Below are 22,473 nucleotides of genomic sequence, written 5' to 3'. Positions count from 1 at the left end.
CAAGGCTACCGGTGCGGGATGACCGCCCACGACTCACTATTCCGCTCGCGCCTTACGTAGCGTTATGAGCGAATTGCGCGCAGTGTCAATAAAGAAGACGTCTCTCCCCGGAAGGTGGCATCCGACGGGCGTCATCTTGACTCGAATCCCTTGGGCGGAAAGGGACTTGGGCTTCGGTTGTCCACAGCGATCCACGTCCGGGCGAGAGTTATCCACAGGCTGTGTGGAAGATCTGTGGACTACGGAATTGATCACTCCGAATGGTCGGACCGTCCCATGAATTCCCATGACAAACCCCCTCTCCTCTCACTTTCGAGTGGAAGTGGGTCACCTCGAAGGGTTACGCAAGGGAAAACAGTGGACGAAGGGTGACCTGCCCGGCGATGGGCGCATCAAGGACCTGTAGGGCGATTTGTCGACTGACCCACGGTTCGTTGTCGACTTGTCCCCAGGTCGAGAAGCGGACCTGTGGATAACTTCTGTGGATAACGACAATCAGCAGGTACGACCAGCCCGGCACGGCCGGGAACCCGGACTAGAAACGCCCGTCCTGGCACCGCGCGACCCAGTCCGCCGCCCCCGCGAACTCCTCGTCGGACGTCCCCAGCCGCGGCGGCTGCACATCCCCCGGCTGCATGTCCGCGCGCGGGTAGGAGCCCAGGTAGCGCACCTGGAGGCAGATCCGCTTCAGACCCATCAGGGCGTCGGCCACCCGGCGGTCGGAGATATGGCCCTCGGCGTCGATGCAGAAGCAGTAGTTGCCGATGCCGGCGCCGGTGGGCCGGGACTGGAGCAGCATGAGGTTGATGCCCCGGGTGGCGAACTCGCCCAGCAGGTCACGCAGGCCGCCGGGATGGTCGTCGCGCTGCCACAGCACGATCGAGGTCTTGTCCGCGCCGGTCGGCGCCGCGGGCCGGGCGGGCCGGCCCACCAGCACGAACCGCGTCTGGGCGTTCTCCGCGTCGTGGATCTGGGTCTCCAGGGCCTCCAGACCGTAGCGGGCGGCCGCGAACTCCCCCGCGAAGGCGGCGTCGTACTGGCCTTCCTGGACCAGCCGTGCGGCGTCCGCGTTCGAGGCGGCGGACTCCCAGTGCGCGTCCGGGAGGTGCTTCTTCAGCCAGTTGCGCACCTGCGGCTGCGCGGCCGGGTGGGCCGAGACGGTCTTGATGTCCGACAGCTTCGTGCCCGGGCGGACCAGCAGCGCAAAGGTGATCGACAGCAGCACCTCGCGGTAGATCATCAGGGGCGCGCCGGCGACCAGCTCGTCGAGAGTGGTGGTGATGCCGCCCTCGACGGAGTTCTCGATCGGCACGAACGCGGCCTCGGCCTCGCCGGCGCGTACCGCGTCGAGCGCGGACTGGACGGAGACGTACGGGATGAGCTCCCGGGTGGCGGCCTCGGGAAGCGTGCGCAGGGCGACTTCGGTGAAGGTGCCCTCAGGGCCGAGATACGCATAGCTCGCTGGCATGACCTCACCCTAATGGGCTCGCTGAAGCGCTATCCCCCACACGCACACGCAGGGGTGAACTCTCACCCCTCCAGCAACTTCTGCCCCACGTACTCACCCTCGGCGGCCCCGCCCGGCACAGCGAACAGTCCGCTCGACTCGTGCCGGATGAACTGCGACAGGGCGTCGCCCCGGTCGAGCTTGCGCTGCACCGGCACGAAGCCGCGCAGGGGATCGGCCTGCCAGCAGATGAAGAGCAGACCCGCGTCGGGCACCCCGTCGGCGTCGATGCCGTCGTGGAAGGAGAAGGGCCGGCGGAGCATCGCCGCGCCGCCGTTCTGGTCGGGCCGGGTGATGCGGGCGTGGGCGTTGATCGGGACGACCAGGTTGCCCTTGGCGTCCGTCTTCTCCAGGTCCATCGCCGTCGTCTCGGTGCCCCCGGACAGGGCCGCCCCGTCGGACTTGCGGCGCCCGATCACGTCCTCCTGCGCCTTGACGGAAAGCTGCTCCCAGTCGTCGAGGAGCATGCGGATCCGGCGTACGACGGCGTAGGAGCCGTTCGCCATCCAGGCCGCATCGCCCTTCTCCGGCTTCTCCGGCACGAAGATGCGCTGGTCGAAGTCGGACTCGGTCGGCTTGGGGTTGCGGGTGCCGTCGATCTGGCCCATCAGGTTGCGGGCCGTCATGGGGTGGGAGGTGGCGCCCGGTGAGCGGTTGAAGCCGTTCATCTGCCAGCGCACCTTCGCGGCCCGGCCCGCGTCCTTCTGGATCGCACGCAGGGCGTGGAAGGCGACCAGGGCGTCGTTGGCGCCGATCTGCACCCACAGGTCGCCGTTGCTGCGGTTCTTGTCGAGGTGGTCGGAGGAGAACTCGGGCAACGGGTCCAGGGCGGCCGGACGTTGCTTCTCCAGGCCGGTCCGGGCGAAGAAGCTGTGGCCGAAGCCGAAGGTGAGCGTCAGCGACGAGGGCCCGGCGTCGCGGGCGACGTCCGTGTCCGCGTGCGTGCTCGGCTCACCCGCCATCAGCCGCCGGGCCGTCTCCGACCAGCGGCGGAGCAGGGCGGCTGCCTCCTTGCGCCCGGCGCCCGCCGCGAGGTCGAAGGCGACGAGGTGGCCGCGTGCCTGGAGGCCGTCGGTGATGCCGGGCTGATGTTTCCCGTGAAACATCGCCCGGTCCGTGCCGAGGGAGGTGAGCGGAGCGGCCGCTTCGGAGGGGGCGGCGGCGTAACCCCCGGCGGCGCCCGCCGTGCCGAGGACGAGTCCGGTGGCACCGGCGGTACCGAGCAGCCGCCGCCGTGAGATGCCCTCGTGGGCGGGGGCCGTTTCGCTCTTCCCCGGGCCGGCCTCGGGGGTGCGGGCCTTCGGAAGGGGCTGGTCAGGCATGGTCGTTCAGCCGATCTGCGCGTTCTTGGAGACGGTGACCTCGTCGATGTCGGAGGTCCGCACGGTCACGTCGACCTGCCAGTCGCCGGCCATGGGGATCTGCACTCCGTTCGCCGACCAGTGTCCGGTCGCGAGGTGGTCGGGGACGACGGGCAGGGGCCCGATGTCCTTGGCTTTCAGGGTGAACTCGACCTTGACCTCGGGGATGTCGAAGGCTCGGCCGTTGGGACGCTCCACGTAGACGTGCATCTCGTTGTCGCCCACCCGCGCGGGGTCGAGGTCGATCGTGACGATGCCCTTGCCGTCCTCGCCGCCGGTGTCGAACGGCATGTTCAGGGTCAGCGCCCCGGACGCGCCCGTGTCGGCGGAGGCGGACGCGGAGGACGAAGTGGCCGCCTTGGCCTCCTGCTCGGTGCGTCCCGGCTCGGTCTGCGTCAGCACGGTGGTGACGGCGAGCAGCACGACGGCGATGCCGGCTTCGGCCAGGACGGAGCGGCGCAGTCCGAAGCGGTTCGGGTCCGCGTCCCGGATCCGCTTCCGCTGTGCGGCGTCCCGGGCGGCCTGCTGCCGGGCGAGCTGCGCGGCGCGTTCGGTGTCGGCGGCTTCGTCGGGGCCGGGCTGCTCGTCGGTGTTGCGGCCGGGGGCGGCTTCTTCGCCGCCCTCGCCCTCGCCCTCGCCCGGGGCGTCCCCGCTGCCCTTGCCGGAGGCGTCCCCGTTGCCGGCGGCCGCGGCCTCCACGTCCCCGGCGCCATCCGCGCCGTCCGCCCGCGCGCCGACCCGCTCCTTCTCCCGTACCTCCGGCTCCCGTACCTCCGGCTCCCGTACATCCGGCTCCCGTACCTCCGGCACCTCCACCGATGCCGCCTCCGCCAGCCGCCCCGTCCACCGGCGCGAGATCCACGCGACGCCGACCAGGACGACCACGAGGGCGATCTTGGCGAGGAGGAGCCGGCCGTAGCGGGTGTCGGTGAAGGCCGACCAGGAGCCGAGCTGGCGCCAGGACTGGTACGTCCCGGTCGCGATCAGGGCGAGGACGCTGCCGAAGGCGACCTGGGAGAAGCGGCGTACGGCCGGTGCGTCGACGGGCGCCTCTGCGGGAGCGCGGTACAGGGCGACCAGCAGCGCACCGAGCCCGCCGAGCCAGGCGGCGACGGCCAGCAGATGGAGCACGTCGACCGGCATGGCGATGCCCGCCTGGAGACCGACGGAGGCGTGCTCGGACATCGCCCAGCTCGCCGCGAGCCCGGCCGCCACGACGACGCCGCCGATCGCGAGCCCGAAGGTCAGGTCCCTCTTCTCCCCGGCGTCCTCCCGCTTGTCGTACGCGCCGAACAGCACCGCGATGAACAGGGCCGCCGCGGCGAGCAGCAGCAGCCGGGACACCAGGGCCGCGCCGGTCTTGGTCTGCAGCACCTGCCCGAGCAGGGACAGGTCGAAGACGTCGGCGACCTTCCCGGAGCCCGTGAAGGAGCCGCGCAGCAGCAGCAGCGCCAGCGTCGCCGCGGTGAGCGCGACCCACCCGGAGACGACGTACCGCTGGACCGGCCGCACCCCGGAACCGCGCTGCCAGCAGGCGAGCAGGAAGGCGGCGCCACCGGCCATCACGATGAACCCGGCGTAGGACACGTACCGCCCGAAGCCGTACAGCCAGCCCACGACCCCGTCGTCCGTCGACTGCCCGGAGACCGACACGGAGGTCTTGGAGGGGGCGCCGATGGAGAAGGTGTAGGCGCCGGCGACGGGATGGCTGTCCGCCGAGACGACCTGGTAGGCCACCGTGTACGTGCCGTCGGGCAGCCCCGAGTGGAGCGGCACGGCATACGTGGTGCCGCTGACGTTGGCCGGTTTGGCGGTGTCGACGCGCTTGCCCTCGGGGTCGAGCACGCGCAGCGAGTCGTCGGACAGCGCGACCTGCTCGGAGAAGGTGAGCGAGATCCGGGCCGGGGCCTTGTCGACCACCGCCCCCTGCCCGGGGTCGCTGCCGGTCACCGCGGCGTGCGCGGAGGCCGGGCCGGCTCCGGCGAGGAGTGCGCAGGCCGCGGCCAGGAGCAGCAGCACCAGTGTCCGGACGCGGGGGGCGATGGTCTGTGTCACGGAGGTCCCTCCCTCAGTGTCCGGTCGTCGGGGTGTAGGTCGGCGGCTTCACCGGCATCTCGACCTTCACCGGGTCGGAGTGGGCGAAGTGCAGCTCGACGGAGACCGTCTGGCCTTCCTTGGGCTTGCTCTTCAGCTGTTCGAACATCAGGTGGTCGCCGCCGCTCCTCAGCTCCAGCCGGCCGTCCGCGGGGATCTTGAGGCTCTTGACCTCCTGCATCGCCCCGTCGACGGTCTCGTGCACGGTGACCTGCCCGGCGATGTCGCTGGTGACCGAGGTGAGCTCGTCGGCGGCGCCGCCCTTGTTGGTGACGGTGAGGAAGCCGGCCGCCATGTCGTCGGACACGGGTTGCGGCATGTAGGCGGAGCCGGCGGAGAGGTCCGGCTTCCCCGAGTCGTTTCCGCCGCCGGAGTCAGAGCCGCCGCAGCCCGCCAGAGCCAGGGTGCCGGCTATGACGAGGGCCGTCGGGACGAGTCGCCGCCTCACGGGTTCTGCCCCTTGACGATCTTGGGGAGGTCCTTGGTGTAGTCGTCGACGGTGGCGTCCTCGCCGTAGAGCACATAGCCGCCGTCGGTCTTCGGGGAGAACGCGATGACCTGGGTGCCGTGCTCGGAGATGAGCTTGCCGTTCTTGTCCTTGCGCGTCGGCTCGATGGAGATGCCGAGGGTGCGAGCGCCGGCCTGGATGGTCGCGAAGTCGCCGGTCAGGCCGATGAACTGGCTGTCGATGCCCTTGAGCCACTTGCCGAGCTCGGCGGAGGTGTCGCGCTTTGGATCCGTCGTGACGAAGACGACGCGGAGTTCGTCCTGCTCGGCCTTGGGCAGCTGCTTCTTGGCGACGGCGATGTTGTTCATCGTCAGCGGGCAGACGTCGGGGCAGTGGGTGTAGCCGAAGTAGATCAGCGTGGGCTTGCCCGCGGTCTCCTTGCGGAGGTCGTACTTCTTGCCCTGCGTGTCGGTGAGGACCAGGTCCGGCTTCTCGAAGGGCTTGTCGAGGACGGTGGCGGCCTTGTCGGAGCCGGCCTCCTCGGACACCACGGAGACGGGCTTGTCGCTCTCGCCGCCGCTGCCGCAGGCGGTCAGGGTCAGGGAGGCGGCGGCGAGCAGCGCGGCCGCGGCGAAGGTTTTGGTGCGCATAGAAAAATGTCCCAGATGTCGGTGGCCCGGCGCGCACCGGGGGCGCCCCCGCCCGGGGGCGGGGGTCCGGTGCGCGCCGTCAACGGAAGCAGCCTCAGGCGTCGGACCGCCGGCGCCCGGCGAGCACGCCGTAGGCGACGCCCGCCGCGCCGACCACGATGCCGACGATGCCCAGGACGCGAGCGGTGGTGTCGGTGCCGGCGGAGGAGGTGGAGTCGGAGGCGGCGGTGTCGGCGGAGGTCTTCTCGGCCGACTTGGCGTCGGAGTCCTCATCGGCGGACGAGCCGTGGTGCCCGTCCTCGGAGGCCGCGGACAGCTCCAGCACCGGGGCCGGGTTGTCGGGCTCCTCCTTGCCCTTCTGCGGCACCTCGATCCAGCGGACGACCTCCTTGTTGGAGTACGTCTGGAGGGCCTTGAAGGCCAGCTGGTCGGTGTCCTCGGGCAGCTGGCCGACGGAGAGCGGGAACTTCTCGAAGTAGCCGGCCTCGATCCCCTTGCCCTCGGCGGTCCAGGTGACCTTGGTGACGGCCTCGGTGATCTTCTCGCCGTGCATCTCCAGCGGCTTGTCCAGCTTGGACTTGGTGACGTCGATCTTCCAGCCCGGCATGGGCTCCGGCATGACGGAGGCCAGCGGGTGGTCGGCCGGGAAGTTGACCTCGAGCTTGGTGGTCGAGGCGTCGTCGCGCTCGTTGGGGACCTTGAAGTCGATGACCGCGTAGCCGCCCTTGGCGGCCGTGCCCTCGGGCTGCACGGTGACGTGCGCGAAGGCGGGGGCGGACAGGGCGAGAACGGTGATACCGGCGGCGGCACCGGCCGCGACGATACGGGAAGCCTTCATGGAAGGGGCACTCCGCAGTGAGTTCGGTCTGGATGAGGAAGGAGGGATGCGCACACGCGCCTGCCGCACGACGGCGGCCCCTCCTCCGCGGGAGCGGAGTGGTGGTGGTCGCGTCGCGTCAGGCGGCGAGGGCGAGTGCGGTTGCGCAAGCCGCGGCGGTCGGCGGGCCGCGCCGGATCACCGTGTGCTGGAGCGCCTCCGTGCGAGGCATCGGGGGCGCGGGCCGAGTGGTGTGCGCCGGGCGCGGGCCGAGGTCCGGGGCTTCCGGGAGCCCGGCGCGCAGGGCGCGGACCAGGGCGAGAGCGGCCCGCAGGGCGCGGATGAGCGCGCCCTCGGCGACTCCCTGTGCCGACAGCTCGGTGAGCCGTAGCAGAGCCAGGTCTCCGTGACGCAGCAACCAGCCGGCGGCGAGCGCCGCGAGGAGGTGGCCGAGCAGCATCGGCAGGGACGGCCACAGCGACGCCGACGACCCGGACATGGCGTCCGCGGCCAGATGCGTGTGCGCACCCGCGGGCGGCTGGATCCGGGCGTCGGTGAGGATCCTGTGGGCCTGCGCCGGGCTGATCGCCGCCGCCGTCGTGCCGCACACGAACCGCGCGGCCTGCTGGACCAGCGCGGCGTCAGTCCCGCCCGTCGGCGCCGAGGACGTGACGGCGGCCGTACCGTGCTGGCCGAGGCCGAACAGCGTGTGCAGCACCGTCTGGCCGATCGCGAGCAGCGCCGTGATCCCCGCCAGCGAGCGCACCCGCCCTGCGAGCGGAGCCGCCACCGCGGCCACTCCGAGGAATCCGGCACCCAGCGTCCACAGTGGGATGGCGCCGCAGGAGGCGAGCGCGTGACCTGCCCCGGCCAGCACGACGCAGACCGCGGCGAACACCGCGGCCCGCAGGATCCGGACCGTGTGTCCGGAGCGCGTCGCGCGCGCGTGGGGGGCAGTCATGGCGGGCTCATCATCGCACTGGCCTTGCAGGCCTCGTGCGGCAGGTCCACAAGATGCCGTACGACCGGAACGTCATGCTCTGGCCCCGGGCGCCCCTGGATGTGCCGATACCTTCCCCCACATACACCGATCAGGACCAGCGCGCATCCGCCGTATGGGCGGCGTCACGTCAACTTCACGCTTACACAGGGGGACTCGGGGCAATACGTAACGGTATGTCGAGCCGCAGCCAGGAGGCTGGAGCATGAGCATCTGGTGGTCACTCCATCTGCGGCGCGAAGCTGCGAGCGTGCCGCTCGCCCGCCGCCTCCTGATCGGCACGATGGAGACCGCGGGCGTCGACCCCGACATCTCCTACGACCTCTCCGTCGCCCTCAGCGAGGCGTGCGCGAACGCCGTGGAGCACGGCGGGGACACAGGGCGCGGCCCCGGCTCGGAGGCGTACCGGGTCACCGCGTACCTCGACGGCGAGAAGTGCCGGATCGAGGTCGCCGACGCGGGCCCGGGCTTCCCCGCGGCCTCCGCCGGCCTGTCCCGCCCGCCGATCCGCCCCGCGCACTCCGACGCGGAGAACGGCAGGGGGCTGTGTCTCATCGAGGAGCTCGCCGACCACGTTCACATCGGCAACAAGCCCGGCCGGGGTGGCGCCGTGGTGAGCTTCGACAAGGTCCTGAAGTGGCGTTCCGACGCCCCGCTGATGGCGGTCTGACCTCCCCGGCGGGGCGGCGTTTCACGTGAAACAGTCGCGTTTCACGTGAAACACCTCTTGTGATCGGCAGCCCTACAGCGCTCCCCAGTCCAGCGTCGTACGCGCCAGGCCCGCCACGTCCGTCAGCAGCGCCAGGCGCGCCGCCCGGACCGCCGGGTCGGGGTCCATGACCAGCACCTCGTCGAAGAAGGTGCCGATCGCCTCGACCAGCGGGGCGGAGACTTCGATCAGCGCGCCGAGATCGTCCTCCCGCCCCTGCAGCGCCTGACGCACGGCCTGTGCGCTCTCGGCGAGAGCAAGTTCGGCGGGCGCGGTCAGCAGGGACCCGTCGGCCTCCTCGACACCGCCCTCGGGCAGGATGCGCACCACCCGCTGGAAAGCGGCGGCGAGCGCCTCGAACGCCTCGCTGCCGACATGCCGCTCCAGCGTGGCGAGCGTGCGGTCGCCATGGGCGGGCCGGTCGGCCCACACCAGTACGGCCTGGACGAGCCGGTGCTCGTGCCCGGCGTCCGTGAGCTGCTGCTCGTAGCGCCGGGTGATGAGCTCGGCGGCTTCGGCGACCCGCTCGGCGGGCACCTCGACGCCCTGCGCGGCGTACCGTACGGCCGCCGCGCGCAGACCCTCGCTCACCCGCACCCCGGCCACGGCGGGCACACTCCGCAACACGTTGAGCAGCCCGATCGCGGCCCGGCGCACCCCATAGGGGTCGGAGCTCCCCGTCGGCGCGGCGCCGATCAGGAACATGCCCGTCACCAGGTCGAACCGGTCGGCGAGGGACAGCACAGCCCCCGCGTCCCCGGCCGGCAGGGCGCCACCGGCGGAGCGGGGCAGCTCCATCTCGGCCAGCGCGCGGGCGACCTCGGCGGACTCCCCGGCCCGGCTGGCGTACTCCTCGGCCATGACCCCGGCCAGACCGGAGAACTCGATGACCATCTGCGAGGCCAGGTCGAATTTGGCCAGCGCGCCGGCCCGCCGCACGACCTCCACCGACTCCTCAGGAAGACCGGCCCGTCCGGCCAGGTCCTGGGCGAGGGAGGCGAGCCGGACGGCGCGGTCGGCGACCGTCCCCAGCCGGTCCTCGAAGGTCAGCTTGTCCAGCCGGCGCCGGAACTCCTCCGGCGCCACCTTCAGGTCCGCCCGCCAGAAGAACGCGGCGTCCTCGTAACGGGCCCGCAGCACCGCCTCGTTGCCCGCCCGCACCACGTCGTCGTCGCACAGGGCGTTGGCGAACGTCACGAAGTGCGGCATGAGCCGGTCGCCGTCCAGCACCGGCAGATAGCGCTGGTGCTTGCGCATCACGGTCGTCAGGACACTCGCGGGCAGTTCGAGGTAGCGCTCGTCGAACGAGCCCCGCACGGCGTACGGGAACTCCAGGATGTCGGTGATCTCGTCGATCAGCCCGGCCTGGTCCTCCACGTCGATGCGCCCGCCCACCTCGGCCGCCGCCTCCAGGGCGCCACGCACCACCGCGCCGCGCCGGGCCTCCCGGTCGAGCAGGATGCCGTGCATGTGCAGGAAGTGCGGGTAGCCCTCGGCGGAGGTCACCCGGACCTCCGGATAGGGCGCCTGCCGCTGCACCCGCGTGGTGTCGCCGGACGACAGGGAGGAGACCACCACGGGCAGCGGAGTGCGCCCCAGCAGCGCGAGCAGCCAACGCACCGGACGCGAGAACGACAGCCCCGGGTCGCTCCAGCGCATGTTGCGCCCGGCCCGCAGCCCGGAGACGACCTCGGCCAGCAGCTCGCTGAGCACCTCGACGGCCGGACGGCCCTCTTCGTGACGGGTCACCGCCACGTACTCGACCCCGTTCGCCTCGACGACCCGCACGTCGGCCGGTTCGGCGCCCTGGCTGCGGGCGAAGCCCAGCAGCGCGGGGGTGGGGGCACCGTCCTTGTAGGCGGCGGCGACCTTGGGCCCGCGCACGGTCCGCATCGTGTCGCGCTCGCGTGGCTGCACACCGTCGACCGTGATCACGATCCGGCGCGGTGTGGCCATCACGTTGATCGCGCCGTGCCCCAGGCGGGTCGCGGCGAGCTTGGCGGTGACCGACTCGCGCACCGCTTCGGTGGTGGCGGGGACGTCGGCGTACGGCAGCTCCTCCACGCCGATCTCGAACAACAGCGTCTCGACGCCGGGCACCTTGGGCAGCATGGCGCGCTCGGCAGGGGCCGGAGCCGCCGCCAGCCCGAGCGGATGCTCCAGCGCGGCCCGCCGCCGCTCCCACAGCTTGGCCGTCTCATGCGTCAGTCCGCGCATCAGCGAGAACGCCTTGGCCCGCTCGGTGGTGCTGATCGCCCCGCGCGCGTCGAGCACGTTGAAGGTGTGGCTGCACTTCAGCACGTAGGTGTACGCCGGGACGGGCAGCTCCAGGTCCAGCAGGCGCCGGGCCTCGGCCGCGTACGACTCGAACAGCCGGTGGTTGGTGTCGATGTCGGCGTCGTCGAGGTAGTAGCGGCTCATCTCGTACTCGTTCTGCCCGAACACCTCGCCGTAGGTGATGCCCGGCGCGTAGGCGATGTCCTTGAAGTGGGACACGCCCTGAAGGTTCATCAGGATGCGTTCGAGCCCGTACGTGATCTCCACCGACACCGGGTCCAGGGCGACACCGCCGACCTGCTGGAAGTAGGTGAACTGGGTGATCTCCATGCCGTCCAGCCAGACTTCCCAGCCCAGCCCCCAGGCGCCGAGCGCCGGCGAGGCCCAGTTGTCCTCGACGAACCGCACGTCGTGCGCGTTCAGATCGACACCCAGGGCGCGCAGGCTGCCCAGATACAGCTCCTGCGGGTTGCCCGGATCGGGCTTGAGGATCACCTGGAACTGGGTGTGGGTCTGGAGGCGGTTGGGGTTCTCGCCGTAACGCGAGTCGTCCGGCCGCACGCTCGGCTCCACGTAGGCGACGCTCCACGGCTCGGGACCGAGCACCCGCAGTGCCGTGGCCGGGTTGGCTGTACCGGCTCCGACCTCGGTGTTCAGCGGCTGCGTGATCATGCAGCCGTTGTCGCTCCAGTACTTCTGCAGGGTGAGGATGGCGTCCTGCATGGTCAGCGCCGTCGATACGTTCTTCATGATGATGCGCCTGTTCCCCGAGTCGGACCGGCAAGGTCGGCCATGATCTCACACGTCAACTGGCGCTGACCTGCTGTTTCTTGACCGACCGGTCGGACGCGGCCTGGGAAGGGCCGCTGGGGTGGGTGCCACGGGTTCGCCGTGGGCGGGCGCGGGTTGTGCGTGGCTGGTCGCGCAGTTCCCCGCGCCCCATTGAGGCGCGGTACCCAAGGCGCTCACAGGTGGCCGCCACCCGTCTCATGGGTGTGGCGCCTCTACATTCCCGGCCCATGACGGGAACGCAGTACGACAACGGCTGTGAGGACGAGGCACTCGCGCAGGCCGCCGTCGACGCACTGGTCGGTCAGCTGGCCCAAGCCGGGTCTTCCCGATCCGCGGGAGCGCACAGCCCGGGACCACAGCGCCCTGCGCTGGCCTGCCCGAGCCCTGCTCCCCGGCCTCACGGCGATGACCGCCCCGGCCCGCCGCACGAGCGAGCCCAGCGCCCGCCTCCGCACGGACCCGGGCGCGATCGGCCGCTCCACGGAACCCACGGTGGCGGCGGGCGGCGTCCACCGGGGCGCCCGGTGGACGCTCGGCCTGCTGGGGCACTGTTCCTGGACGCCCTCAGGGGCGCGGGGAACTGTGCGGCCAGCCCCCACGCACCCGCAGACGACACTCAGCTGCTGACGGACGCCATCCAGGCCTCGACCTCATCCGACCGGCGAGGCAGCGCCGCACTCAAATTCCGGTTCCCGTCCTCCGTCACGAGGATGTCGTCCTCGATCCGCACCCCGATGCCCCGGTACTCCTCCGGCACGGTCAGATCGTCGGCCTGGAAGTACAGCCCCGGCTCCACGGTCAGGCACATCCCCGGCTCCAGGACACCGTCCACGTACGCCTCGACCCGCGCGGCCGCGCAGTCGTGCACGTCCATGCCGAGCATGTGCCCGGTGCCGTGCAGCGTCCAGCGCCGCTGCAGCCCCAGCTCCAGCACCCGCTCCACGGGCCCCTCGACGAGCCCCCACTCGACGAGCCGCTCGGCCAGCACCCGCTGGGCGGCGTCGTGGAAGTCGCGGTACTTCGCGCCCGGCTTCACCGCCGCGATCCCCGCTTCCTGGGCCTCGTACACGGCGTCGTAGATCTTGCGCTGGGTCTCGCTGAAGCGACCGTTGATCGGCAGCGTGCGCGTGACATCGGCCGTGTAGTACGTGTGCGTCTCCACACCCGCGTCCAGCAGCAGCAGCTCGCCCGAGCGCACGGCTCCGTCGTTGCGCACCCAGTGCAGCGTGCAGGCGTGCGGCCCGGCTGCGGCGATCGTGCCGTAGCCGACGTCGTTGCCCTCGACGCGGGCACGGAGGAAGAACGTGCCCTCGATGTACCGCTCGGAGGTCGCCTCGGCCTTGTCGAGGACCTTCACCACGTCCTCGAAGCCGCGCACGGTCGAGTCGACCGCCTTCTGCAGCTCGCCGATCTCGAACTCGTCCTTGACCAGGCGCGCCTCGGAGAGGAAGACCCGCAGCTCCTCGTCGCGCTCGGCGGTGACCTTGTCGGTCAGGGCGGCCTCGATGCCGGCGTCGTACCCGCGCACGACCCGCACCGGGCCGGTGGCCTCGCGCAGGGCGCCGGCCAGCTCGCGCACGTCGGAAGCGGGGATGCCGTACAGCGTCCCAGCCTCGGTGAGGGAGTGCCGGCGGCCGACCCACAGCTCGCCCTGGCCGTCCAGCCAGAACTCGCCGTTCTCCCGGTCGGAACGCCGCAGCAGGTAGATCGTCGCCTCGTGGCCCTCGCCCTCGGGCTCCAGGACCAGGACGCCGTCCTCCGTCTGGTTGCCGGTGAGGTAGGCGTACTCGACGGAGGCGCGGAAGGCGTACTCGGTGTCGTTCGAGCGGGTTTTCAGGTTGCCCGCGGGGATCACCAGACGCTCACCAGGGAAGCGCGCGGACAGCGCGGCCCGGCGGGCGGCGGTCTCGGCGGCCTGGGGGATGGGCTCGAGGTCGCGCAGCTCGGTGTCGGCCCAGCCGCTCTTCATGTTCTCGGCCAGCTCGTCGGACACGCCCGGGTACAGTCCGTTCTTCCGCTGCTTGATCGGCTCTTCGCTCTCGTCCGGGGTCGCCGGTGTGAGCTCCTCGGCCACGGTCATCCTCCTCGATACGGCACTGGACCACCGTCCACTGTACGGCGGCGGGGAAGGGGGCCCAGGGCGATGACGAGGAGCGTTACTCGAACCGGACCGCCAGCAGGACGACGTCCTCCGCACCGTCGGCCGCGTCCAGGCCGTCCGGCAGCACGCTCCGCAGCACGTGGTCGGCGATCGCGCCGGGATCACCGCGCAGGGCACGCGGCACCGAGGCCGCCGCCGCGTGCAGCCGGGCGAAGGCGCGGTCGGTGCCCTCGCCGGTGCGGTGCAGCAGCCCGTCGGTGTAGAGCAGAACCGTCTCTCCGGGCTCGGCGAGGATCTCCACGCTGGGCGCCTCCCAACAGGCGAGCATGCCCAGCGGGGCGGAGACGGAGGTCTCGACGAACTCGGTGCGACGCTGCCCGATCAGCAGCGGCGGGCTGTGCCCGGCACCGGCCAGCGTGATCTTGCGCGCGGCCGGTTCGCAGTAGCCGAACAGTGCGGTGGCCGACCGGGCCGGTTCGGTCAGCCGCAGCAGCAGCTCCAGGTCGGACAGGACGGCGACCGGGTCCTCCCCCTCCATCACGGCGTACGCGCGCAGCGACGCCCGCAGCCGCCCCATCGCGGCGACCGCGCTGGGCCCCGAGCCGGTGACGGATCCGACGGCGAGACCGAGGGCGGCGTCGGGCAGCGGCAGCGCGTCGTACCAGTCGCCTCCGCCGAGCGGTCCCGTGCGGTGCCGGGCCGCGAGCTGGACGCCGCCGACCCGGGGCAGCCGCGCGGGCAGCAGTTCGTCCGACATCGTGGCCATGGAGGTGCGGGTGCGTTCCAGTTCGAGGAGGCGGGCCAGGTGCTCGGCTGCGTACCGCACGTAGAGGCCGGCGAGATGGCGCTGTCGCTCGCCCGGCTCGGCGGGCTCGTCGTAGAGCCAGACGGCGGCGCCGAGGCGGACGGCGGTGTCGGCGGTCAGGGGGAGGGCGTAGCTGGCGGCGTAGCCGAGGCGGGCCGCGACCTCGCGGTGGCGGGGGTCGAGCCCCTCCTGGGCGAAGAGGTCGGGATCGGCGATGCCGCCCTCGCCGCCCGGCAGCCCGTCGAGGATCCGGCCGTAGGACAGGGCGCTGCGCGGCACGGTCTCGATGTGGCCGAGGTCGGCGCGGGCGAGGCCCAGGCCGATGGTGGTGTCGGGGCCGAGTCCGTCGCCGGGTTCCATGACGACGAGGCCGCGCCGGGCACCCACCAGGGCGGCGCCGGCCCGCAGCACTTCCTGGAGCGCCTCGTCGAGCGTGGTGGTGCGGGCCAGGCGTTCGGTGAGCTCGTGCAGGGTGGTGAGGTCGGAGACCCAGCCGGCGAGGCGGTCCTGGAGCACGGCTCCGGCGGGGGCCGGGGGGTTCGCGGGTACGGCCGGGGACGAGCCCGCCGTCACGGGCGCGACAGTGTGTGCGGGTGCCGGAACCGTTGAATCGATTCCGGCCACTTTCGGAGGGTGCGGAGCGTTCATGGCGTCCGGCCTTCCAACCGGTACGTACTGCTCAAAAGCATCGCAAACCCCCATGTCATTCTGCGTCGCTAGCAGTGTCTCCACATGTACACGCACTCGTGAGGAGATGTCCAGCATTGTCCTGCCGGAATTCCTGGTGTCCGTGAGGTGCGAGGGAACAACTCTCCTTCCCCTTGCGGAAATGCAAAGTTGGCTTAAAACTGCCTCAGGGGACGGCTTATTGCGGTCGACTGGGCTTGCTCGACGGAGCGTCACAACGGTCGTGATGGGTACGTACTCGGTGAAGGCCAGGGGTGGTTGGGAACCACCCGGAACCTGGTGACGGAACCGGGCGTCCTATCCACCGACGACCGTGCCCCATCCTCCCGTGGCGGAGGCGGAGAGAAATACGCGCGACGGCAAACGCCATACTTCGCCACCCCTACGCCACGCCCGTGCTTTCGACAGACGCAGTATGGGCGGGACAGCCGCGGAGGCAGCCCAAGCTCGACCCATAGGGGTTCCCCTTGCTTCAAGCAGGGGTGTGATGCGCCAACAGGTACGCACAGTGAAGTGATCGACACATGATGTGATGTGGACCACGGTGTTGCCAGGCGTGCAACGGAAAGGAACGAGCGCTCATGCGCGAGATCCTCGGAAGGCGACGCAGGCTCTTGTCTCAGCGCAGCGACGGGAAGCCTGAGCTGATCGACGCGGCCCTGACCTACGCGACGCAGTGGCAGTGGCCCGTACTCCCGGGCGTGGCGGCGGACCCGCAGGGGCACTCCCGCTGCAGCTGCCCCGACCCCGACTGCACGGTGCCCGGCGCGCACCCCTTCGACCCCGGCCTCCTCGCGGCCACCACCGACGGACGCATGGTGCGCTGGTGGTGGGGCAACCGGCCGACGGCGCCGATCGTGCTGGCCACCGGCGGTCACGCGCCCTGCGCGGTCTCGCTGCCGGCCCTGCCGGCGGCCCGCGCCCTCAAGGCGCTCGACCAGACGGGCATGCGGCTCGGCCCGGTCGTCGCTTCCCCCGCCCGCTGGGCGATCCTCGTCAAGCCGTACTCCATGGAGCAGCTCGGTGAGCTGCTCTACGCCAAGGACTTCGTGCCCGGCTCGCTCCGCTTCCACGGCGAGGGCGGCTACCTGGCGCTGCCGCCCTCCGAGACGGGCCAGGGCGAGATCCGCTGGGAGCGCGCGCCGCTGCCCGGCTCGGCCTCGCCGTGGGTGCCCGATGTCGAGGCCGTGGTGGACGCCGTGGTCGAAGCCCTCACTCGTACGGGTGTGAGCGCGCCCGAGTTCTAGGGCTGTCGGGCGCGTTGAGCCCTGGGCCCGCCCCGGCGCGTTAAGTTCCGGAACCATGCGGCGTCACGCCCGGGGCCGCTCCCGGGAACCTCGAAAGATCAGGCTGCTCGCCCTCGCGGGCGTCGTGGCGACATGCGCGATCGCACTGCCGCTGGCGGTGGCGTCCGCGGGACCGGTGATGTCGGCGGGGACAAGGGCTGCGGTTTCGGTGGGCGCGGGCGCCCGCACGTCCGATTCCGGCGCCGCCTCGTCCGGTTCCGGCTCCCGTACGTCCGGTTCCGGTGCCCACTCCCGCTCGTCGGGTTCCGCTGCCGTACGGCCATCCTCAGGTGCCGACGGCAAAGCACCCGGGGCGTCGTCCGCCGACGCGTCCGGTCGTGAAGCGCTCGGCCAGGGCCTGTCGACCGCCGTGCGCTGCGGTCCCGAACTCTCCTCACCCGAGGGCGTCGAGGCGCAGACCTGTGTGGTGACGCAGGGTGTGGAGACCTGGGCGCGTACCTACTACCGCAATACGACGGGCGAGGCGCTGGACGCCGCACTGAGCCTGATGGGTCCGGGCGACCGCACGGTGCGGATGACGTGTGCCCTGGAGGCGGAGGACGAGCCCGGGACGTGCGAGACGCCCCGGGAGCCCGCACGCGGGAATCCGGCGGCGTACACGGCCGTCGCGGAGTTCGCCGAGCGGGGCGGTCAGGGACCGCTGCTGCTGCGCTCGGGAAGCAACTAGCCTGCGAATCCCGGTAGTTGAGGGGCCGCTGCGTTCCGTGAACGGAGGCGGAGACGCAAAGACCCGGTTGCTGGCGACGGGGGATGCACCAGCAACCGGGCTACAGGAACGGTAACAAGAGATTGGCGGTTCGCAAATTCGAACTCGCCTTTCCAGTCACCGACTGGCTTGTCTCCGACGGGAGTTGGGGCCTGACGGGGTGCCGGAAGCGGGTCGGCCGGTGGACCGGCCGACCGGACGCCCGGGCGGGGTCAGCTGAGCGTGACCTGCCGGTTGGTGAGGCCGCCGCGGGCGCGGCGCTCGTCCGCGGTGAGCGGCGCGTCCGTCGCCAGTGCGGCGGCGAGGCGCTCGGCGAACTCCGCCGCGGGCTTCTCCACGTCCTCGGCGGTGACCCCGCTGGGCAGGTCCCACACCGGCACCGTGAGCCCGTGGGCGCGGAAGGAACCCACCAGGCGGGTGCCCTCGCCGAGGCTGGAACGGCCCGCGGCGTGCAGCCGGGCGAGGGCGTCCAGAAGCTGCTCCTCGGCGTGCGGCATGACCCACCGCAGATGGTTCTTCTCCGGCGTCTCGCACCAGTAGGCGGCGTCCACGCCCTGGAGCTTGACGGTCGGGATGGCCGCGGCGTTGGCCCGCTCCAGGGAGGCGGTCACGTCAGGCGTGGCGTTCTCCGGGTCCGGCACCCAGAACTCGAAGCCGCTGTGCACTTCTGGCTCGAAGGCGCCCTCGGGGTCGAGCAGATCCTGCAGCCGCGGACTGTCGGCCGGGGCACGGCGGCCCTGGACGGGCGTGCCGGGCTCGGCCTCCAGTGCGCGCTGCAGGGTGTCGGCGAGGTCGCGGCTGATGTCGCCGGACGAGGTGTCGTTCTGCAGGCCGAGCAGGACCGAGCCGTCGTCGCGGCGCAGAGCCGGCCAGGCCATGGGGAGGACCGTGGCCAGGGTGACCGCCGGGACGCCCTCGGGCAGGCCGTCCTTGAGGGGCAGCTCGACCGTGGCCGCCGGGACCAGCTCGCGCAGGGCCACCCAGTCGCACTCGCCGGGCAGGCCCTCGAAGGGGCGGTGCACCAGCTCGGTCGCGGCGTGCGAGGCGGCCCGGCCGTGACAGGCCTTGTAGCGGCGGCCGCTGCCGCAGGGGCAGGGCTCACGAGCGCCGACGACCGGAACGTCTCCCTCGGCACCAGCGGTGCGGGCCCCGCCCGTGGTCTGCGGGCGCTTGGCCTTCGTCTGGGGTCGCTTCTTGGCCATCGATGGGTCTCCCGGTTACGGCTCGTCTCGTACGATCGCGAGCCTAGCCGTTCGTGCCCCGGGTCATGGGGTCCTGTGGACAACACCCGACCCGCGCGGCGTACACGCCCGGTCCCTCGGTCTCAGTCCATGTCCTCGAAGGCGTCCGCGAAGTCCAACCCGGGTATCTGGGAGACCGCGGGGGCGGCGACGCGCGTCGCGAAGTCGTCGCGGCGGTGGCCGGCGTCCGGATCGTGCACGTCGTCGTGGACGATGACCCACACGGTGACCTCGCCGCGGATGTCGTCCCGCACGCCCCAGTCGTCGGCGAGGGCGGTGATGATGTTCAGCCCGCGGCCGCCGTGCGCCGTGACCGACGGGGTCGCGGGGGCGGGGCGGGTCGGGCCGCCGCCGTCCGTGACCTCCACGACGAGCCGGCCGGCCGGCTCCACGCGCCACGCGGCACGGACGTCACCATCGCCGGACAGGGCATCGCCCAGAGGTCTGCCGTGCTTGCAGGCGTTGCTCAAGAGCTCGGAAAGGATCAGTACGGCGTCGTCGATGACCGATTCCGCGACCCCACCTCCGCGCAACTGCGTACGCATCCGGTGTCTCGCTTTCCCCACGCCCGCAGGGCCATGGGGAACGGCCATGCTCGACGACGTGGGCACCTCCTGTGCCACCACCAACGCCACCCCCGAGACCTCCTTCGCCCCACGCCACGGTGTGGATGCCCCATTGGCCTGTACCGGAAACCGGCCAATCCACGTCCGGTGACGCACTCACCACGACCGAATACGGATCGAACGCGCCGGAGCACTCCCTGTAACCGCTGGCTGGAAATCATCGGTGTGGCCGAGAAGGGAGGATCCCGCCCGGCACCGCGCGGGGTCAAGAGGTGCGCGTGGGTCTGGTGGGACTTGAGAGGTTGGTCGCGCCGGGGTGGGGCGTCAGCGGCCGAGCTGGTCCAGCACCGCGCGCGGGCGGTTGGTGATGATGGCGTCGACGCCCAGCTCGACGCAGTGGTCCACGTCCCCGGGCTCGTTCACGGTCCACACGTGCACCTGGTGGCCGGCCTGCTTCAGCCGCTCGATGTACGTGGGGTGGTTGCGCACGATGCGAAGGGAGGGGCCCGCGATCCGCACGCCCGGGGGCAGCCGCCCGTCGCGCAGCCGGGGTGAGAGGAACTGCGTCAGGTAGACCGTCGGAAGCGTCGGCGAGGCGGCGCGCACGCGGTGCAGCGAGCGGGCCGAGAAGCTCATGACCCGCACCTGTGACTCCGCCGCGGAGGCCGGGGTGTCGAGACCGAACCGCTTCAGCAGGTCCAGCAGCCGGTCCTCGACCTGCCCGGCCCAGCGTGTGGGGTGCTTGGTCTCGATGGCCAGTTCCACGCGGCGCCCGGCGTCGGCGACGAGTTCCAGCAGCCGCTCCAGGGTGAGTACGGATGTCGCCTCGCGGTCCTCCGGGCGGTGCTCCCAGTCGGGTTCCTCGTCGCGTCCCTTCCAGGACTCGCCCCTCTTCCAGGAGCCGAAGTCCAGGGCGGCGAGGTCGGCCAGTTCCAGCGCGGAGACCGCGCCGCGGCCGTTGGACGTACGGTTGATCCGGCGGTCGTGTACACACACCAGGTGGCCGTCGGCGGTCAGGCGCACATCGCATTCGAGGGCGTCCGCGCCGTCCTCGATCGCCTTGGTGTACGCGGCCAGGGTGTGTTCCGGGGCGTCCTCGGAGGCTCCGCGGTGGGCGACGACTTGAATCACGTGCTGTCGTGCGTGGGTCACCGCGTCATGGTGCCACCGAGTGCGGGTACGCGTCCGGTCGGACGGGCTCGACGGAGACGCAGGTCCGGACGGAGGCATTGGAATTGCATCCTTTTCGCCTTTAATGACCTATATAAAGAATGGCCTCGGACGCACAGGCACCGCTTATGGTGCCCTGACGGCCTGTGGGAAAAGCTGACGGCATACAAAGGGACAAGCTCAGCTGTATCGCGCCGGACCCGTCGGCCGGCGTGAAAAGCGTGAACGCATGCGACCCGGAAACGGCCGTGGATCTAGGAGAGAAGCTGTGAGCACCGAGAACGAGGGCACCGCGGTACCCCCCGCCCCGTCCGCACCCCCCGTGCCGGTGGACGCTCCCGCTGCTCCGGCGCCCCAGGGACAGGCCCATCAGGGGCCGTACGGACAGGACGCCCAGGGGCAGGTCCCCCAGGGGCAGGGCGGCGCCGGCCATCCCGGCGCCTCCTCTTCGGCCCCCGACCCGTCCTGGCCCCCGCCCCCGCCGCCGACCGCCCCGTACGGCGACGGCGGTTCCGGGTCCGGCTCGGGCGGCTGGGGCGCGTCGTACCAGCAGCCGGCGCCTCCGTCCGGTCGCAGGCGCGGCGGTCTGGTGGCCGCGGTCCTGGTGGCCGCGCTGGTCGCGGGCGGCATGGGCGGCGGGCTCGGATACGTGCTGGCGAAGGACAACGACGAGAGCACCGGTTCGACGACGGTCTCGGCCTCCTCGAACGGCGGCGACGTCAAGCGCGACCCGGGCACGACCGCGGGTGTCGCCGCCAAGGCGCTGCCGAGCACGGTCACGATCGAGGCCGAGAGCACCAGCGGCGAGGGCGGCACCGGCACGGGCTTCGTCTTCGACAAGCAGGGCCACATCGTCACCAACAACCACGTGGTGGCGGACGCGGTGGACGGTGGCAAGCTCACGGCGACCTTCCCGAGCGGCAAGAAGTACGACGCCGAGGTGGTCGGTCACGCGCAGGGCTACGACGTGGCGGTCATCAAGCTCAAGAACGCCCCCTCCGACCTGAAGCCGCTCACCCTCGGCGACTCGGACAAGATCGCCGTCGGGGACGCGACCATCGCGATCGGCGCCCCGTTCGGCCTGTCCGACACCGTGACGACGGGCATCATCAGCGCCAAGAACCGCCCGGTGGCCTCCAGCGACGGCAGCGGCAGCCAGGCGTCGTACATGAGCGCCCTGCAGACCGACGCCTCGATCAACCCGGGCAACTCCGGCGGTCCGCTCCTGGACGCGCAGGGCAATGTCATCGGCATCAACTCCGCGATCCAGTCCACCGGCAACGGCGGCTTCGGCACGGGGCAGTCGGGCTCGATCGGCCTGGGCTTCGCCATCCCGATCAACCAGGCCAAGTACGTCGCCCAGGAGCTGATCAAGAACGGCAAGCCGGTGTACGCGAAGATCGGCGCGTCCGTGTCCCTGGACGACGGCTCCGACGGTGCGCAGATCACCGACCAGGGCGCCGGCGGTGCGGCACCGGTCGAGCCGGGCGGCCCGGCGGCCAAGGCGGGCCTCAAGCCGGGCGACGTCATCACCAAGCTCGACGACCATGTGATCGACTCCGGCCCGACCCTGATCGGCGAGATCTGGACCCACCAGCCCGGCGACAAGGTCACGATCACCTACGAGCGCGGTGGCAAGCAGCACACGGTCGACGTCACGCTCGGCTCCCGCGTCGGCGACAACTGACCCCCACCCGCCCGCACCGACCCGTTACCCTTGTCCCCGCGCCGCCGATCACGGCCGGCGCGGGGAGGCGTGCCCGAGCGGCCGAAGGGAACGGTCTTGAAAACCGTCGTGGCAGCGATGTCACCGTGGGTTCAAATCCCACCGCCTCCGCGCAGGTCATAGATGTGCAGGTCAGAAGGGGTGTCTCTCGCTGAGGGGCACCCCTTCTGAGTGGGTCCTGTCTCACCTTGACCCGGCTCTGTCACGTTGTGGATCACTGCGTGTGGACCGGGCGTGGACCAAGAGCACGAGAGAAGCAGCAGGTCAGCCGCCGCTCTTACAACGGGTCGTGTGATGGTCCACGGCACCTCGAAGGCGCACGTCACCTGGGCAGCGATCGCCCTCGCGACCAGGCGTCTTACGCGCTGCCAGCCCGCCCCACCAGCCCTCCAGAGGGCGTATCTCACGCTGGCAGCTTGATCACCTGACCCTGCGCAGGCGTCCCAGGTCTGCCACCGGCGAGCCCGCACGATGGATCGCTCGTAGATTGGGAGTGCCAGCAGTCGCGC

General features: G+C 71.4%; 17 protein-coding genes, 1 tRNA gene and 1 pseudogene. 6 read left to right on the top strand and 13 right to left on the bottom strand.

Going from position 1 to position 22,473, the window contains the following annotated elements:
• Positions 1–535: 535 nt before the first annotated feature.
• From pheA to FDO69_RS08135, 7 genes are all read right to left on the bottom strand, one after another.
• Positions 536–1,468 carry a prephenate dehydratase gene (pheA, locus tag FDO69_RS08165; RefSeq protein ID WP_104779068.1) on the bottom strand — a complete coding sequence of 311 codons (933 nt, stop codon included), beginning with the start codon at positions 1,466–1,468 and terminating at the stop codon, positions 536–538.
• Between the two features lie 62 nt (positions 1,469–1,530).
• Complete coding sequence (efeB, locus tag FDO69_RS08160; protein WP_104779067.1) at positions 1,531–2,829, bottom strand: iron uptake transporter deferrochelatase/peroxidase subunit; 1,299 nt, start codon at positions 2,827–2,829, stop codon at positions 1,531–1,533.
• Between the two features lie 6 nt (positions 2,830–2,835).
• Positions 2,836–4,923 (bottom strand): copper resistance CopC/CopD family protein, encoded by a 2,088-nt coding sequence (locus FDO69_RS08155; RefSeq protein ID WP_104779066.1) that lies wholly within the window; start codon positions 4,921–4,923, stop codon positions 2,836–2,838.
• A gap of 13 nt (positions 4,924–4,936) precedes the next feature.
• Entirely contained in the window at positions 4,937–5,410 is a 474-nt protein-coding gene (locus FDO69_RS08150) for a copper chaperone PCu(A)C (protein ID WP_104779065.1), read from the bottom strand.
• A complete protein-coding gene (locus FDO69_RS08145; RefSeq protein WP_104779064.1) occupies positions 5,407–6,060 on the bottom strand; it encodes an SCO family protein in 654 nt (217 codons plus the stop codon). The genes FDO69_RS08150 and FDO69_RS08145 overlap by 4 nt, the downstream gene beginning before the upstream one ends.
• 94 nt (positions 6,061–6,154) lie before the next feature.
• Positions 6,155–6,898 (bottom strand): YcnI family copper-binding membrane protein, encoded by a 744-nt coding sequence (locus FDO69_RS08140; protein ID WP_104779063.1) that lies wholly within the window; start codon positions 6,896–6,898, stop codon positions 6,155–6,157.
• A gap of 118 nt (positions 6,899–7,016) precedes the next feature.
• The gene (locus FDO69_RS08135; RefSeq protein ID WP_104779062.1) at positions 7,017–7,838 is read right to left on the bottom strand and encodes a hypothetical protein; all 822 of its coding nucleotides are present in this window, start codon (positions 7,836–7,838) and stop codon (positions 7,017–7,019) included.
• Positions 7,839–8,082: 244 nt separating this feature from the next.
• On the opposite strand from FDO69_RS08135, the gene FDO69_RS08130 reads away from it, so the two are divergent.
• Complete coding sequence (locus tag FDO69_RS08130; RefSeq protein ID WP_104779061.1) at positions 8,083–8,547, top strand: ATP-binding protein; 465 nt, start codon at positions 8,083–8,085, stop codon at positions 8,545–8,547.
• Between the two features lie 72 nt (positions 8,548–8,619).
• Here FDO69_RS08130 and FDO69_RS08125 read toward each other — a convergent pair whose 3' ends face one another.
• Positions 8,620–11,613: a glycine--tRNA ligase gene (locus FDO69_RS08125; protein WP_104779060.1), complete on the bottom strand. Its 2,994-nt coding sequence runs from the start codon at positions 11,611–11,613 to the stop codon at positions 8,620–8,622.
• 269 nt (positions 11,614–11,882) lie between these two features.
• Here FDO69_RS08125 and FDO69_RS41825 point away from each other — a divergent pair.
• A pseudogene (locus FDO69_RS41825) lies at positions 11,883–12,198 on the top strand (triphosphoribosyl-dephospho-CoA synthase); the annotation flags it as partial.
• Positions 12,199–12,271: 73 nt separating this feature from the next.
• On the opposite strand, the gene FDO69_RS08115 reads toward FDO69_RS41825, so the two are convergent.
• Positions 12,272–13,729, bottom strand: a complete 1,458-nt coding sequence (locus FDO69_RS08115) for an aminopeptidase P family protein (RefSeq protein ID WP_104779278.1) — start codon at positions 13,727–13,729, stop codon at positions 12,272–12,274.
• A gap of 82 nt (positions 13,730–13,811) precedes the next feature.
• Complete coding sequence (locus FDO69_RS08110; RefSeq protein WP_104779059.1) at positions 13,812–15,326, bottom strand: PP2C family protein-serine/threonine phosphatase; 1,515 nt, start codon at positions 15,324–15,326, stop codon at positions 13,812–13,814.
• A 503-nt stretch (positions 15,327–15,829) separates the two neighbouring features.
• Between FDO69_RS08110 and FDO69_RS08105 the strand changes: the two genes are divergently transcribed.
• Both FDO69_RS08105 and FDO69_RS08100 read left to right on the top strand, forming a co-directional pair.
• On the top strand, positions 15,830–16,495 hold the full coding sequence (locus FDO69_RS08105; protein ID WP_104779058.1) for a bifunctional DNA primase/polymerase: 666 nt from the start codon (positions 15,830–15,832) through the stop codon (positions 16,493–16,495).
• A 55-nt stretch (positions 16,496–16,550) separates the two neighbouring features.
• Positions 16,551–17,222: a hypothetical protein gene (locus FDO69_RS08100; protein ID WP_104779057.1), complete on the top strand. Its 672-nt coding sequence runs from the start codon at positions 16,551–16,553 to the stop codon at positions 17,220–17,222.
• A gap of 251 nt (positions 17,223–17,473) precedes the next feature.
• On the opposite strand, the gene FDO69_RS08095 is transcribed toward FDO69_RS08100, so the two are convergent.
• The 3 genes from FDO69_RS08095 to FDO69_RS08085 form a co-directional block, all read right to left on the bottom strand.
• On the bottom strand, positions 17,474–18,463 hold the full coding sequence (locus tag FDO69_RS08095; RefSeq protein ID WP_104779056.1) for a DUF5926 family protein: 990 nt from the start codon (positions 18,461–18,463) through the stop codon (positions 17,474–17,476).
• Between the two features lie 122 nt (positions 18,464–18,585).
• Positions 18,586–19,224, bottom strand: coding sequence for an ATP-binding protein (locus FDO69_RS08090; RefSeq protein ID WP_104779055.1), 639 nt, complete (start codon positions 19,222–19,224; stop codon positions 18,586–18,588).
• Between the two features lie 168 nt (positions 19,225–19,392).
• A complete protein-coding gene (locus FDO69_RS08085) occupies positions 19,393–20,220 on the bottom strand; it encodes a glycerophosphodiester phosphodiesterase (protein WP_104779054.1) in 828 nt (275 codons plus the stop codon).
• A gap of 286 nt (positions 20,221–20,506) precedes the next feature.
• Here FDO69_RS08085 and FDO69_RS08075 point away from each other — a divergent pair, with 286 nt between their 5' ends.
• Together FDO69_RS08075 and FDO69_RS08070 are read left to right on the top strand one after the other, a co-directional pair.
• Positions 20,507–21,925 (top strand): S1C family serine protease, encoded by a 1,419-nt coding sequence (locus tag FDO69_RS08075; RefSeq protein WP_104779053.1) that lies wholly within the window; start codon positions 20,507–20,509, stop codon positions 21,923–21,925.
• Between the two features lie 63 nt (positions 21,926–21,988).
• Positions 21,989–22,075: transfer RNA gene (locus tag FDO69_RS08070), tRNA-Ser, on the top strand.
• Positions 22,076–22,473: the final 398 nt, after the last annotated feature.

Source organism: Streptomyces tibetensis, assembly GCF_007655005.1.
In the GTDB taxonomy this organism is placed as follows: domain Bacteria; phylum Actinomycetota; class Actinomycetes; order Streptomycetales; family Streptomycetaceae; genus Streptomyces; species Streptomyces tibetensis.
Note: the sequence above shows the minus strand (reverse complement) of the source record. Positions and strands in the feature narration are given on the sequence as shown.